This window comes from Bacillus sp. FSL R7-0672, from assembly GCF_038601465.1.
GTDB classification, from domain to species: Bacteria; Bacillota; Bacilli; order Bacillales; family Bacillaceae; genus Bacillus; species Bacillus pumilus.
This window is the reverse complement of sequence record NZ_CP152010.1, coordinates 211,485-225,421: the sequence shown is the minus strand read 5'-3', so window position 1 is coordinate 225,421 and position 13,937 is coordinate 211,485. Positions and strand designations below refer to the sequence as shown.

Below are 13,937 nucleotides of genomic sequence, written 5' to 3'. Positions count from 1 at the left end.
CTGTTGGTTTTTTCTTTAAAATAGATCCAGCCAAATTTTTATCGCTGTCGCTGTAATCATCACGGCAAGTAGCCATTGCAAGTAGACGGCATTGATTTTCTGACCGACCTTTGCACCAATCGGAGCGGCAATCAAACTTGCCGCCATTAACACAACAGCAGGAAGGAGCATGACTTGACCCGTCAATACCTTTCCAGTAGATGCACCGATGGCAGAAAGAAACGTAATCGCAAGTGACGACGCAATGGTCATCCGTACAGGAATTTTTAAAATAGACAGCATCACCGGCACCAAGATAAATGCTCCTCCTGCGCCTAAAACCCCTGAAACACTGCCGATCACAAAGGCAATACCAGCGGCCAGCCCTTTATGAAAAGTCACTTCTCCCTCTGCGTCTGCACGCTGCCCTTTTTTCGGAATCAGCATGAGGATAACGGCTACAATGGCGAGCAATCCATAGACGAGATTCATCCCTTTCTCCGGCATGAAGTGTGATATATAACTGCCTAATAAGCTGCCTGCCAATATACTGCTTCCCATATATAAAATCAACGAGCGATGTAAAAATCCACTTTTCCGATACGCCAGTACACCACCGAGCGTCGAAAAAAGCACTTGGATGGCGCCAATTCCTGATACCTCATGTGCCGATAGTGCCATCACACCGACCAGTGGCGGGATATAAAGCAGCATAGGATAGTTGATCACAGATCCCCCGATCCCCACCATTCCTGATAAGAAGGAACCAATACATCCGATGATAAAAAGTGTAATCAAAAACGCAAAATCCACGCTGGTCTCCTCCTTTGCAAAAGGAAAAGGGGATCTTCAGCAGATACCCCTACATCCTTTAGGACCCTTTTCTCACCCAGAACTTCAGCACATCTCCTTCATCCGTCTGCGTGATCAATTCATGTCCGCTTGACTTCGCCCATGCTGCTAAGTCAGCTTTAGCCCCTTTATCTGTTGCATGTATTTCTAACACTTGACCCTCCGTCAAGTCATTCATTTTTTTCTTCGTCCGAATAATCGGCATTGGGCATGCAAGCCCTGTGACGTCTAATATTTGATCTGATGTCATTTGATTGTTCCTCTCTTCTTATTTTATTGGACATTACCGAATCGCACAACGGTTTGGACCAATTTCCATTTCACGCTTCGCTTCATCATCTGGACTCAGCTTCCCCATATTGGTTTGACGAATGTCTTGATAGGCGTTTGGCTGTGCAGGCAGATTCTTCGTGACCATTTGTCTAAATACGTCATCATCTTCAATATTCAGTCCATGATTTTCTTCAAATAGAACGCCTAGCTCCTTCCAAACGCTTCCGTCTTCATTGACTTCATCCATGATCATGAAATGCGCTGGCAAAACAATGAATTCTTTCGAAAGTGCTCTATATCGGTCATAGAGTGTTTCTCTCAAATCACCTACCCAGTCCTCCGCCATTCCAGCGAGGTCAGGTCTTCCAATCGAATCAACGAACAAAATATCACCTGAAAGAAGATATTGATGATCCACGATAAAGGATGTTGACCCAATCGTATGCCCCGGTGAGTAAAGGGGATGAATGTCAATGGTAGCCGCTCCTATCGTGATGCGCTGCCCTTCTTCAAGTCGGTGATACTCAAAGATCACTTCTTCTGCATCTTTTGGCGGCAGCCAGTAGTTGGCACCAGTCTGTTCAGCCAGTTTTTTCCCGCCAGAAATATGATCTGCATGAAGATGAGTATCCAACACTTGCGTTATAGAGACATGATGCTTTTTAGCAAAACGAATATAAACATCCGTCATTCTAGCTGCATCTACAATTGCGGCTTCTCCATTCGACATGATCATATAAGACAGACATCCCTTGCCCATTCGCACAAATTGATACAGCCCTCCACCGCCGCTTAAATCACCGATCTTCACTGGCTCTAGATGCTCACTCCACGCCTTCATGCCGCCTTCTAAATAATGGACCGTTCTACCCGCCTCTGACAGCATCTCCGCGACCATGATAGAGGAGCCTTCCTTGGCACAAACCACCAACACTTCACGATCATGAGGAATGTCATGCAAAATGCCCTCTACTCCTTCAAGGAGATCAAAATAAGGCACATTCATATGAACGATTGCTTCCCCTTCGATCTTCCAATCCTGAACATCCGTTTGATTTCGCACATCTAGCAAAAAGAGCGGTTCCTTGCTCACGATCTTTTTTGTTAACTGCTCTGCGTTCATCGCTGTTACCGTCATGTTTCATTCAGCTCCTATTTTTCAATCGCTCCTGTCCAGCTATTCATGCCTGGCACGATATTCATCAATTGATGAAATCCTTTTTCTTTTAACTTTTGCGCAGCTAATTCACTTCTTCTGCCTGAATGACAGATCAGGTAAATGTCCGTCTCTCGGCTCAATTCCTCTGCACGTTGTTCAACCTCACCAAGAGGAATATGAACAGCTCCTGGAATATGCCCCGCCTCGTATTCATCAAGCTCTCGCACATCTAAAATAAACAAAGATGGATCTTCTTTTACTTTCTGTTGAAAAGTCTCCAAAGACATTTCCGAAATCATGGACTTCCCTTCTTTCTCTTGTTCTCCGCCCTTACGAATCAAATGATGAAGCACCTGGCCTTCTACTTTTGTTCCTAAAAATTCGTGGCCTGCACTTTTTGACCATGCCGCTAGATCCGCTGCTGATCCTTTATCAGTGGCTTGCACTTCCAGTACGTCTCCTGGTAAAAGCTCATTCATTTGTTTTTTTGTTTTCACAATCGGCATCGGGCATGCCAATCCTTTTGCATCTAAAATGACAGTTGGTTGCTGCATGTCTTATCCTCCTTCATATAGGGATGGGGGTATATTTTATTGCGCATTTAATGCCAAGTATTCATGCCACCCTTGATGTTTGTAATCTGAGTAAATCCTTGCTTCTTCAATATTTTCGCCGCCTGCATACTTCTCATCCCGCTTTGACATATCACATAGACCTCTTCATTTTTCTCAAGCTGAGAAGCTCGTTTCTTCAAATGAGACAACGGGATGTTTTGAAAGCCTTTGATATGATTTGTTTGAAATTCACTGGGAGAGCGCACATCAATGAGCTGTTGACCTTTGCTTTTCAGCTTCTTTTTCATATGAGCTGCATCCATTTGCTTCACACCTCGAACCGGCAGAAAGCGGCTCACGAGTAATCCAATTACGATGATGAGTAAAATCGTCTGCACCATCCTGCTTCACCTCACTAGATAAATAAATTCACACGTCCGATTTCAGCCTCTGCTAAATATGCCGCTACACCGGCATATTGAATGTCATCTAATAGTTCTTTCTCCTGTAATCCTAAAAGATCCATCGTCATTGTACATGCCACGAGGTTAATATCCTGCTCCTTTGCCATCTCAATGAGCTGCGGCAAGGTCATGGCGTTGTGCTTTTTGATCACATGCTTGATCATTTTCGGCCCCATTCCTGCAAAGTTCATCTTGGACAGCCCCATACGATCAGCACCGCGCGGCATCATTTTGCCGAACATTTTTTCTAAAAATCCTTTTTTCATCGGTACCATCTCATCCTTACGTAAGGCGTTCAGCCCCCAAAACGTATGGAAAATGGTCACCTCATGATCATAGGCTGCTGCACCATTGGCAATAATGTAAGCCGCCATCGCTTTATCATAATCTCCACTAAATAACACAATCGTCGTGCGTTTTTTCTGTTCTTCCATTCTGCTCCTCCTTCAACAATTACCTATGGGGGTATATAGAAAATAAAAAATATATACACATACCGGTAAGGGTATATTACATCAAGTAAAAAAATCCGTCAACCTCCAAAGGCTGAGGAATTTCTTACCGGCTTTTCACCAATAGCTCAACTGCCTCTTTCACAAGACCCTCCGTATCCTTGCCTTGTTCAAGACTTTCACGAACACATTGCTCAAGATTTGTACTCACAATCACACCCATTGCCCGATCAATGGCATTACGTGATGCAGACAGCTGCGTGACCACCTCACGGCAATCCTTGCCCTGCTCCATCATCGCAAGAACCCCTTTAATCTGCCCTTCAATCCGACGAAGACGATTCTTCATCTGCTGATTATATTCCATGTATAAGCACTCCTTTCTATGAAAGATAGTATACCCTAATAGGTATTTAGTCAAACGACTTGCCCTTTTCTTTTGTAGAAAACGAATGTGAAAAGAATTGCACATTCCACCATTTATTGATAAAAAGTAAATAATCAACGAACAAGAAATCATTGCAGAAAAGAGGGCAACCCATGACTTTACAGCATTATATTGGATCAAACAAAGAACTGCCGCTTGGTACCATTGGTCAAAATCCTACCTATAAACCACTCTCTGAACTCAATATCAAATTGTTTGATAAAAAACAAAAAAAGCACAAAACCTATCAAAAAGAAGAGCTTTTGATAGAAGTATTTGAAACAGAAGAGGATTTCGAAGGCATTCACATTGATTATCTAGATCCTGTCTATGAAGCGGTAAGAAACAAATTCACGCATCCTTTTGTTTATGAATTAGAAATCATTCATTCTCTTCGTGCACTTTTTCAATTCATTGAAAAAGTGCTGTCAAAAGGAGAAACCATCGAAATCTATTCTTGTCTAGATGAACTCGAAACGAAAGAAAAGGATGATCAATTGGATGTAGAAATTGACCTAAGCAAAAAACAGTTTGGGAAACATATCAATTTTAAAGGGATCGATGAACTGATTGATATGTTTGAATTAGAAAACCTACAATATGTGTTGGTGAAGAAGTGAAAATGATAAATTCCTTCCAAATGAGGGATCTTAAAAAAAGAAAAAAGCAGGTGACCCATGCCAAACAACCAAACACCCAACCCACTCATCACTGAAAAATCGCCATACCTCCTTCAGCACGCCCACAACCCAGTTCACTGGTACCCGTGGGGGCAAGAAGCCTTTGACAAAGCCAAGCGTGAAAATAAACCAGTGCTTGTCAGCATCGGTTATGCCACTTATCACTGGTGCCATCATATGACTAATTAAACTAACAATAGTAATCCAAAATACAAATTTCCCATTTTGTAAATAAACCTTTTTTTGTTAAAAACAAAGATCTAATTACCGATATTCATTAAGAGTTAGTTATAAACAAAGGGGGAATTATTCTTGTCAAGAAGAGCAATTTTAACAGGAAACGGTTTATCAGTAGCTTTAAATTCTGATTTTGGATTAGGATCAATAACCAAAAGGTTTTTTGATAGATTGGATGACAATCATCGAGAATTTATAAAACATCATATGAGAGACAACTATTCACAACTAGATTTTGAAGAAGCAATCGCTACAATTGAACAAGTCTACGATTCATTATCTCACTATAATGAATTTTTAACTGGAGAAAACGGAAAGAATTTTTTAAATTCTTATAGACTGAATAACAATGAATTAGCTGACCATATTGAAGCAGTACAAATAGTAATTCATCAATATACATCTTCAATCCTTGATTTAATAATTAACAATGTTCGGCAAAAAGATATCTCTGATAAATTACAGCCCTTTGTGGATTGGTTAACAAAGATCATTGATTCTTCCGAACATGTTGATTTGTTTACATTAAACTTTGATTTACTACTAGAAACAATACTATTAACTTACTATAGAAAAGAGCAATTCGCAGACTTTCATTATAGAGGAAAAAAATGGCCTGTTATAAATAATGATTATCAATATTACTTTGATCCAGATAGAAGTAAACAGATACATCCTGAAAATTATGAAAAGAATATAAGACTGCATCATTTACATGGTTCTTTATCGTCCTTTAAAGATATCAAAACTGGACGTATTTTTAAAATAACTACAGAATCTTTAAGAAACAGTGATCTTTATGAAAACATATTTGAAAAAGGTGTAGTTCCTTCTATAGTTACCGGAGGTGGGAAGAGTTTCAAAGTCCAACAAAACCCATTCCATTTTTATTACAATGAGTTCAAAAAATGCATGGTAATTGAAGATAACCTTTGTGATGAATTATATATAATAGGTTATAGCTTTAGGGATAATCATATAAATAAAGCTATTTCAGAAAGGTTAAAATTTTCAAGAAGGAAAGAAAACCCAATTCCATTTAAAATTATAATTGTAGATTACGCTAAAGATGAGGCATCCAAGCACAGTTTTATCAATAGGGTAAATACTAATTTGCAAATACCTAAAAAACATGCTTTCAAAATTGAAGACGATAATATATTATTCGGAGGAGCTAACAGTATAAAAGATGTTTAATTTTTTTGATTCTATTTGTAACTAACTCTAATAGAATGGGAGTGTATTATTCTGCAAGATTTTGCAACATACTCGCCTTTATTTGTCGCTATACTAACTATATTTGGTGGTTTTTTCACATGGTATTTAAATGAGAGAAGCAAAAGGAATCAGGAAGTATTCATCAGAAAAGAGGAGCGTTATGCTGTGCTGGTAAAAAGTCTAAAAGGCTTTTATGTTGAGTCTGAAAATTCAGAGCTAAAATCCGTTTTTATAGATCAAGTTAACTTATGTTGGTTGTATTGTCCAGATCAAGTCATAAATAAACTATACAACTTTTTAGAAAGTGTTAAAAATAGCTCAACTCATGAACACAAACATAAAGCTCTTGGAGAATTACTTGTTGAAATAAGGAAAGACTTAATTAAAGATTCAAAACTCAAATCTGATTTAAAGCCAAATGATTTTAAAATATATTCCTCAACTAATTCTGAAAATTCCTCTCGGACTTCAGAATTTACACAAAATCAGTCCAATTAAATTATCGAATAAGCATAGACTAAGTCTCTTTAAAGGTAAAGTACAGTGCAATAAACTAACAACGGAAGTAGGTGATCCCATGCCAAACAAAAAAATACCCAACCGATTAATCGCTGAAAAGTCTCCCTACTTACTTCAACACGCCTACAATCCAGTTAAATGGTACACATGGTCAGACGAAGCATTCAAAAAAGCGAAACGCGAAAACAAACCTGTTTTCGTATCGATTGGGTATGGTTAACCAAAGGAACATGTCACTGGTGCCATGTCATGGCACACGAAAGCTTTGAAGATCAACAAGTCGCTGACATCTTAAATGAGCATTTCATTTCAATCAAAGTCGATCGTGAGGAGCGTCCAGATATCGACTCGATGTATATGTCTGTTTGTCAGATGATGACGGGGCAAGGCGGCTGGCCGCTCAACGTGTTTGTCACGCCTGATCAAAAGCCTTTTTATGCGGGGACGTATTTTCCAAAGAGAAGTGCTTACGGGCGTCCTGGCTTCATCGAGGCACTGACACAGTTGGTGGACGCGTATCACAACGACCGCAATCATATCGAATCATTGGCAGAGAAGGCGACAAATAATCTGCGAATCAAAGCAGCAGGGCAGACGGAAAATACGCTCACCCAAGAGGCGATCCACAAAGCCTATTATCAGCTCATGAGCAGCTTTGATACGCTGCACGGCGGATTCGGCTCCGCGCCAAAATTTCCTGCACCTCATATGCTTTCATTCTTGATGCGCTATTACGAATGGACTGGGCAGGAGAATGCGCTATATGCAGTCAAGAAAACGTTAGATGGAATGGCAAATGGCGGTATATACGACCATGTCGGTTCAGGCTTCTCTCGTTATTCAACAGACGAAAAATGGCTTGTGCCTCATTTTGAAAAAATGCTGTATGATAACGCCTTGCTGATGGAAGCTTACACAGAAGCGTATCAGCTCACTCAACAACCTGAATATGAAAAGCTTGTCCACCGCCTGATCCACTTTATCAAGCGAGATATGATGAATCCGGACGGCTTCTTTTATTCAGCGATAGATGCAGATTCTGAAGGGAAAGAAGGACAATATTACGTTTGGTCAAAAGATGAGATCATGACTCATTTAGGCGAGGACCTCGGCGCATTATTCTGCGCTGTCTATCACATCACAGAAGAGGGGAACTTTGAAGGGGCGAACATCCCTCATACCATTTCCACCTCTTTTGATGACATCAAAGCCTCTTTTTTGATTGATGACCATACGCTTCAATCTAAGCTGCAAGAGGCCCGGCACATTTTACAATCTGTCAGACAGCAGCGACCCGCACCGCTTGTCGATGACAAGGTACTCACATCATGGAATGCACTGATGATCTCATCTCTCGCCAAAGCAGGAAGGGTATTTGGTGCAGAGGAAGCCATCGGCATGGCGAAACAGGCGATGTCTTTTCTAGAAACACACCTCGTCCAACATGATCGTCTCATGGTCCGCTATAGAGAAGGTGACGTAAAGCATCTAGGCTTTATCGAGGATTATGCTCATATGCTAAAAGCGTATATGTCTTTATACGAAGCGACCTTTGAATTAGCATGGCTGGAAAAAGCGACAGCCATTGCCGAGAACATGTTTGAGCTGTTTTGGGACAAGGAAAAAGGGGGCTTTTTCTTCTCAGGATCAGATGCGGAAGCGCTCATCGTTCGAGAAAAAGAAGTGTACGACGGCGCCATGCCTTCTGGCAACAGCACCGCACTCAAACACCTTCTCATACTAAGCAGACTGACCGGACGTCAGGATTGGCTGGACACATTAGAGCAGATGTTCAAAGCCTTTTATGTCGATGTCTCTTCCTATCCAAGCGGGCACACAGCATTTCTGCAAGGGCTCCTCGGTCAATATGCAACGAAAAGAGAAATCATCATTCTCGGGAAAAACGGCGACCCTCAAAAAGAACAGCTTTTACAGGCGCTTCAAAAACGCTTCATGCCATTTGATATCATATTGACTGCCGAAACAGGGGAGGAATTAGCAAAACTCGCGCCCTTTACAAAAGATTACAAAACGATCGATGGCAAAACCACCGTGTATATTTGTGAAAACTACAGCTGCCGCCAGCCAATCACCAATATCGACGAAGCGATGGAACAATTATTCCACGATTGAGTTTGTCATGAGATGACTATGAGAAGACAAAATGAGGACAAACAGATAAAAAACATGTCAATCCGCTAACAAATTGTCTGTACGGTTTTATTTTTCCTAAAAAACGGTTAGAATGCGCACTAGATGTTCTCATACCGAAGGGAGAGAAAATGATGAAAAAGGTATCATACACACTCATCGCATGTTTGTTATCTGTTGGGCTTGCAGCCTGCTCGTCAAACGATGCCAAACAAGATAAGCAAAACGATTCAGCCAAAAGCAAGGAAACAACACAGGCTGACCAAAAAGAACAGCAAAAGCAAATGGAAGAGATGCAAAAGAAATTAGATGCACAAAAAATCGATGATCAAAAGGTCGTTGCGACCGTCAACCAAGACAAAATCACAGGTAATGAATATAATAGTGCTCTATCAACCATTCAAGGACAGCTTCAGCAATCCGGGCAAGACCCAACATCTAAAGAAGGCGCAAAAGCAGTTAAGAAACAAACCATTGATGCGCTCGTAGGTCAAGAGCTCATTCTGCAAGATGCTGAGAAGAAGGGCATCAAAGCCTCTGACAAAGAGGTAGATAAACAGCTAAAAGAAGAAAAGAAACAATTCAAAGACAACGCTCAATTTGAAGAAGCCCTTAAGAAAAGCGGACTCACCATGGATCAGCTGAAAAGTGACATTGCCGACAGCATCAAATACAGCCAGTATGTCGACAAAGAAATCAAATCAGCGTCCGTCTCTGAAAAGGATGTCAAAGCGTACTATGATCAATACGCTGATGAAATGAAAAAACAAAAGCAAAAAGCGCCAGAGTACAAAGAGGTTAAATCACAAATTAAAAAACAGCTAGAATCTCAAGAAAAGCAGAAAGAAGTTCAAAAAGAAATTGAAAAACTAAAGAAATCTGCGAAAATTAACGTGTCTCTGTAACAGCTAAGAAAAAATCCGCCATTGTGCGGATTTTTTTGTTACTTGATGAACTGTTTTTCCAAAATTATGACAAAAGCCTCATCATAAACGTCTCTTCCTTCCGATATGATGGGAGTACAAAAGAAAGCGTTATCAATTCTTTTGTCTCTTAAAAAGTACAAGATCAAACGCTGATCTCGTACTTTTGCTTCAGTCAATCGGACAACGACAAGAGGAGGATCTTTATGTTCAAATGGTTTAAACCCGCTCTGCATATCGACAGGCTCGATGATGCCAAAACAGATGAGACGTATAAGCGGCTGCGGCTGCAAGTCTTTTTAGGCATCTTTATCGGGTATGCGGGCTACTATTTGCTACGAAAAAATTTCGCTTTTGCTATTCCTTATCTACAGGAAGAAGGGTTCACGAAAAGTGAATTAGGCTTTGTACTCGCAGCTGTCTCCATCGCCTATGGCTTTAGTAAATTCATCATGGGGATGATCTCAGACCGCTGTAACCCAAGATACTTTTTAGCCACTGGACTCTTTCTATCAGCCCTTATCAATATCCTATTTGTCTCATTTCCATGGGTGACGTCAAGTGTATGGATCATGTTCTTATTCATGTTTTTAAACGGCTGGTTCCAAGGCATGGGGTGGCCGCCATGCGGACGGACGATGGCGCATTGGTTTTCGGTTAGTGAACGTGGAACGAAAATGTCCATATGGAACGTCGCTCACAATATCGGCGGGGGAATTCTTGCACCGCTCATCACCTTAGGGATTGTGCTGTTTGCGACGTGGAAAAGCATCTTTTTCTTCCCTGCCATCATTGCCATTATCGTCTCCTTCGTGATCATTCTTCTCGTCCGGGATACCCCGCAATCCGCTGGTCTTCCGCCAATCGAAGAATATCGCAATGACTATCCGGCACAGCAGTATGAAGATCAAGAAAAAGAATTAACAGTGAAAGAGATTTTATTTAAGTATGTACTCAACAATAAATTCCTTTGGTATATCGCCATTGCCAACGTCTTTGTGTACTTCGTCCGTTACGGTGTCGTGGACTGGGCGCCGACCTACTTAACAGAAGCAAAGGGCTTTTCACCAGAGCATTCACGCTGGTCATATTTTCTTTATGAATATGCAGGCATTCCCGGCACATTATTGTGCGGCTGGATCAGCGACCGCTTCTTTAGAAGCCGCCGTGCACCAGCAGGCGTCCTCTTTATGGCTGGGGTGTTAATTGCGGTGCTTGTTTACTGGTTAAACCCTGCTGGCAATCCAATGGTCGATAACATTGCCCTCATCAGCATCGGCTTTTTAATTTACGGACCTGTCATGCTCATTGGACTTCAAGCCATTGATCTCGCTCCCAAAAAAGCCGCTGGCACTGCGGCTGGACTCACAGGGTTCTTCGGCTATATTGGCGGCTCTGCTTTTGCCAATGCGATGATGGGTGTCGTCGTGGATCATTACGACTGGACAGGAGGCTTCATTTTATTGGTTGGTTCTTGTGTGCTTGCCATTGTCTTCCTAGCGATGACTTGGAATACAGGGAAGCGCGTAGAGCAAGCTTAATGAAAATCACATAAAAGATTCATATCCACCCAACATGCCCTTTACATCTATTTCTTATGATGGAGGCAGTTACCGTAAAAGGAGGATAAAATATGAAGAAAAGTAGATTACTTGCTTTCGTGTTGCTCTCTTTTGCTTTACTGTCTATTGCGTGGGTGCCGGCCACCGTATCGGCACATGAACATCTTTTATCTCCAGATCGTATTCTAACCGTTGCACATCGCGGAGCATCAGGGTATGCACCAGAGCATACCCTGGCTTCTTACAAACTCGCCACAAAGATGAATGCGGATTACCTCGAACTCGACCTTCAAATGACAAAGGATGGACATCTCATCGTCATGCACGATGAAACCGTTGACCGCACCACAAACGGAACGGGCTGGATCAAAGACCTCACACTTGCCGAAATCAAACAGCTTGATGCTGGTACTTGGTTTAATGAAGTCAATCCCGACAGACAAAACGCCAACTATATCGGACAGCGAGTCCTCACATTAGATGAAGTGCTGCGCTATTTCGGTAAACGAGAAAATTATTATATTGAAACAAAAAAACCAGACATCTATCCGCAAATGGAAGAAAAACTATTGGCGACCCTAAAAAAACATCATCTTCTCGGGAAACACACAAGAAAAGGGCAGGTCATTATCCAATCCTTTAGTCAAGACAGCCTGCTAAAACTACAGAAATTAGATCCACGCCTTCCAAAAGTACAGCTATTAGACAGAACTCAAATGACGTCCATCACAGATGATCAGCTCGATTTCATCAAATCTTATGCAGTGGGTGTCGGACCGAATTTTAGAGCATTGACACTTGAAAACGTACAGCAGGTCAGAAGTCACGGACTCCTCCTCCACCCATATACGGTAAATAGCGAAGCAGATATGACCCGTCTACTGCAATACGGCGTCACCGGTCTTTTCACCAACTTTCCAGATGTCTTTAACCGTGTAAAAGCTTCACTCTAAACAAAAAAAGCCTTGCGGTCCCATCCCGCAAGGCCTTTGATTATTTTACCGTTTGATCAGAAGAAGCTGTTTCGATCGGCTTCCGTTTCCCGATCCCAAAGACATAGAAGCTAAGCGCTACTACAATTAAGAACCCAATTGCCACAATCAGAGAAATACGCGTATCCTGATTAATGAACATAAATACAAGCACCATTAGTAAGAAACCAATTGTAAGATAATTAGAAAACGGCGCTAGCGGCATTTTGAATGGATGCTGATCAAGCGCAGATCCCTTCGCCTTTCTAAAGCCGATATGACTAATCAAAATCACAAACCATGGCACCATACCAGGAAGTACACTCGCACTATACACATAGACGAAAATGTTTGGTGGCGCAACATAATTGAGGACAACTCCTACCGCTAGACCAATCAGCACAGCGAATGTCCCAAAATACGGCACACCATTCTTTGAAATTTTGGTGAAGAAAGCAGGCGCCTGTCCATTCACACCTAATGTATAAAGCATACGTCCCGCACTGAAAATCCCACTATTACAGCCGGACATCGCTGCTGTAATGACGACAAAGTTAATAATACCAGCGGCTGCTGTAATCCCAATTTTCGCAAACGTCGCCACAAATGGACTGCCAAGGGTATTCAGCTGATCCCAAGGATACACTGTCACAATGACAAAGATCGCACCGATATAGAAAATCAAAATACGCCAGATGATACTTTTGATGGCATTGGTCAGCGTCTTTTCTGGATTTTGCGCTTCACCTGCTGTAATCCCAATCAGCTCTACACCCTGATAGGCAGCAATGACGAGCGACAATGCAAACAAGAATCCGGTAAATCCACCTGTAAAGAACCCGCCGTGCGCCCACAGATTAGACAAGCCAATAGGCGTCCCGCCATTTCCAAATCCAAAGAAAATAATGCCTAGACCTGCAATGATCATTAAAATAATCGTCACAATCTTGATCATTGCAAACCAAAATTCGAACTCACCGAACGATTTAACCGAAATCAAGTTGGCCGCTCCCAAAATAATCATCGCAATTAATCCTGGAATCCACGCTGGCAGCTCCGGAAACCAATATTTCATATAAGCGCCTACGGCAATAATTTCCGACATCCCGACAATGACCCACTGGAACCAGTTACTCCAAGCTGTCATATACCCCGCAAGCGGATGAATATATTGATGACCAAATGTAGCAAATGAACCTGTACTCGGTTCAACGTATAACATTTCTCCCATCGCACGCATAATAAAAAAGATAAAGATACCACATACTGCGTACGCGAGAAGAACCGATGGACCTGTCCATTGAATGGCCTTGGCTGACCCCATAAATAAGCCAACACCAATCGTGCCGCCAAGTGCGATCATTTGAATATGGCGGGCACTTAACCCTCTCTTTAATTCCTTTTGAGCCACTTTTCTTCCCCCTCATCAACAAACAACATAAAAAATAAAAATCAGAATGTTCATTCTGATTGAGAAACATCAATCTTTCGATGTATATTATCATAATAAATCTAC

At 41.6% G+C, this 13,937-nt stretch carries 16 protein-coding genes and 1 pseudogene; 9 read left to right on the top strand and 8 right to left on the bottom strand.

Going from position 1 to position 13,937, the window contains the following annotated elements:
• Window positions 1-15: 15 nt before the first annotated feature.
• The 7 genes from MKY18_RS01290 to MKY18_RS01260 all read right to left on the bottom strand — a co-directional run bounded on the left by MKY18_RS01290 (window position 16) and on the right by MKY18_RS01260 (window position 4,100).
• Window positions 16-792 (bottom strand): sulfite exporter TauE/SafE family protein, encoded by a 777-nt coding sequence (locus MKY18_RS01290; RefSeq protein WP_113768623.1) that lies wholly within the window; start codon window positions 790-792, stop codon window positions 16-18.
• A gap of 58 nt (window positions 793-850) precedes the next feature.
• Window positions 851-1,081 carry a sulfurtransferase TusA family protein gene (locus MKY18_RS01285; RefSeq protein WP_003216954.1) on the bottom strand — a complete coding sequence of 77 codons (231 nt, stop codon included), beginning with the start codon at window positions 1,079-1,081 and terminating at the stop codon, window positions 851-853.
• Between the two features lie 33 nt (window positions 1,082-1,114).
• Complete coding sequence (locus MKY18_RS01280; RefSeq protein WP_113768622.1) at window positions 1,115-2,242, bottom strand: MBL fold metallo-hydrolase; 1,128 nt, start codon at window positions 2,240-2,242, stop codon at window positions 1,115-1,117.
• Between the two features lie 14 nt (window positions 2,243-2,256).
• Window positions 2,257-2,817, bottom strand: a complete 561-nt coding sequence (locus tag MKY18_RS01275; RefSeq protein WP_058015183.1) for a sulfurtransferase TusA family protein — start codon at window positions 2,815-2,817, stop codon at window positions 2,257-2,259.
• Between the two features lie 47 nt (window positions 2,818-2,864).
• Window positions 2,865-3,218, bottom strand: coding sequence for a rhodanese-like domain-containing protein (locus MKY18_RS01270; protein WP_034620735.1), 354 nt, complete (start codon window positions 3,216-3,218; stop codon window positions 2,865-2,867).
• A 14-nt stretch (window positions 3,219-3,232) separates the two neighbouring features.
• On the bottom strand, window positions 3,233-3,715 hold the full coding sequence (locus MKY18_RS01265) for a DsrE/DsrF/DrsH-like family protein (protein WP_003216959.1): 483 nt from the start codon (window positions 3,713-3,715) through the stop codon (window positions 3,233-3,235).
• A 124-nt stretch (window positions 3,716-3,839) separates the two neighbouring features.
• The gene (locus MKY18_RS01260) at window positions 3,840-4,100 is read right to left on the bottom strand and encodes a metal-sensitive transcriptional regulator (protein ID WP_003217059.1); all 261 of its coding nucleotides are present in this window, start codon (window positions 4,098-4,100) and stop codon (window positions 3,840-3,842) included.
• 173 nt (window positions 4,101-4,273) lie between these two features.
• Between MKY18_RS01260 and MKY18_RS01255 the strand changes: the two genes are divergently transcribed.
• The 9 genes and pseudogenes from MKY18_RS01255 to MKY18_RS01215 all read left to right on the top strand — a co-directional run bounded on the left by MKY18_RS01255 (window position 4,274) and on the right by MKY18_RS01215 (window position 12,403).
• The gene (locus MKY18_RS01255; RefSeq protein WP_342497669.1) at window positions 4,274-4,780 is read left to right on the top strand and encodes a hypothetical protein; all 507 of its coding nucleotides are present in this window, start codon (window positions 4,274-4,276) and stop codon (window positions 4,778-4,780) included.
• A gap of 57 nt (window positions 4,781-4,837) precedes the next feature.
• Window positions 4,838-5,029: a DUF255 domain-containing protein gene (locus MKY18_RS01250; RefSeq protein ID WP_157957792.1), complete on the top strand. Its 192-nt coding sequence runs from the start codon at window positions 4,838-4,840 to the stop codon at window positions 5,027-5,029.
• 123 nt (window positions 5,030-5,152) lie between these two features.
• Window positions 5,153-6,274 (top strand): SIR2 family protein, encoded by a 1,122-nt coding sequence (locus MKY18_RS01245; protein ID WP_113768618.1) that lies wholly within the window; start codon window positions 5,153-5,155, stop codon window positions 6,272-6,274.
• A 186-nt stretch (window positions 6,275-6,460) separates the two neighbouring features.
• The gene (locus MKY18_RS01240) at window positions 6,461-6,793 is read left to right on the top strand and encodes a hypothetical protein (protein WP_126268980.1); all 333 of its coding nucleotides are present in this window, start codon (window positions 6,461-6,463) and stop codon (window positions 6,791-6,793) included.
• Between the two features lie 79 nt (window positions 6,794-6,872).
• Window positions 6,873-7,028 (top strand): annotated as a pseudogene (locus tag MKY18_RS01235) (DUF255 domain-containing protein); the annotation flags it as partial.
• Between the two features lie 35 nt (window positions 7,029-7,063).
• Entirely contained in the window at window positions 7,064-8,947 is a 1,884-nt protein-coding gene (locus tag MKY18_RS01230; RefSeq protein ID WP_342497668.1) for a thioredoxin domain-containing protein, read from the top strand.
• Between the two features lie 152 nt (window positions 8,948-9,099).
• Complete coding sequence (locus tag MKY18_RS01225) at window positions 9,100-9,870, top strand: SurA N-terminal domain-containing protein (RefSeq protein ID WP_106029691.1); 771 nt, start codon at window positions 9,100-9,102, stop codon at window positions 9,868-9,870.
• Window positions 9,871-10,094: 224 nt separating this feature from the next.
• Window positions 10,095-11,429, top strand: coding sequence for a glycerol-3-phosphate transporter (glpT, locus tag MKY18_RS01220; RefSeq protein ID WP_342497667.1), 1,335 nt, complete (start codon window positions 10,095-10,097; stop codon window positions 11,427-11,429).
• Between the two features lie 92 nt (window positions 11,430-11,521).
• Entirely contained in the window at window positions 11,522-12,403 is an 882-nt protein-coding gene (locus MKY18_RS01215; RefSeq protein ID WP_342497666.1) for a glycerophosphodiester phosphodiesterase, read from the top strand.
• A 40-nt stretch (window positions 12,404-12,443) separates the two neighbouring features.
• Here MKY18_RS01215 and MKY18_RS01210 read toward each other — a convergent pair whose 3' ends face one another.
• A complete protein-coding gene (locus MKY18_RS01210; protein WP_268454124.1) occupies window positions 12,444-13,832 on the bottom strand; it encodes an amino acid permease in 1,389 nt (462 codons plus the stop codon).
• Window positions 13,833-13,937: the final 105 nt, after the last annotated feature.

Bases quoted from the DNA above. Each gene is read 5' to 3' on its own strand.
- MKY18_RS01230 (WP_342497668.1), top strand. From the start codon at position 7,064: ATGGCACACGAAAGCTTTGAAGATCAACAAGTCGCTGACATCTTAAAT.
- MKY18_RS01255 (WP_342497669.1), top strand. From the start codon at position 4,274: ATGACTTTACAGCATTATATTGGATCAAACAAAGAACTGCCGCTTGGT.
- MKY18_RS01275 (WP_058015183.1), bottom strand. From the start codon at position 2,817: ATGCAGCAACCAACTGTCATTTTAGATGCAAAAGGATTGGCATGCCCG.
- MKY18_RS01250 (WP_157957792.1), top strand. From the start codon at position 4,838: ATGCCAAACAACCAAACACCCAACCCACTCATCACTGAAAAATCGCCA.
- glpT (WP_342497667.1), top strand. From the start codon at position 10,095: ATGTTCAAATGGTTTAAACCCGCTCTGCATATCGACAGGCTCGATGAT.
- MKY18_RS01225 (WP_106029691.1), top strand. From the start codon at position 9,100: ATGAAAAAGGTATCATACACACTCATCGCATGTTTGTTATCTGTTGGG.
- MKY18_RS01215 (WP_342497666.1), top strand. From the start codon at position 11,522: ATGAAGAAAAGTAGATTACTTGCTTTCGTGTTGCTCTCTTTTGCTTTA.
- MKY18_RS01285 (WP_003216954.1), bottom strand. From the start codon at position 1,081: ATGACATCAGATCAAATATTAGACGTCACAGGGCTTGCATGCCCAATG.
- MKY18_RS01270 (WP_034620735.1), bottom strand. From the start codon at position 3,218: ATGGTGCAGACGATTTTACTCATCATCGTAATTGGATTACTCGTGAGC.
- MKY18_RS01260 (WP_003217059.1), bottom strand. From the start codon at position 4,100: ATGGAATATAATCAGCAGATGAAGAATCGTCTTCGTCGGATTGAAGGG.
- MKY18_RS01265 (WP_003216959.1), bottom strand. From the start codon at position 3,715: ATGGAAGAACAGAAAAAACGCACGACGATTGTGTTATTTAGTGGAGAT.
- MKY18_RS01280 (WP_113768622.1), bottom strand. From the start codon at position 2,242: ATGACGGTAACAGCGATGAACGCAGAGCAGTTAACAAAAAAGATCGTG.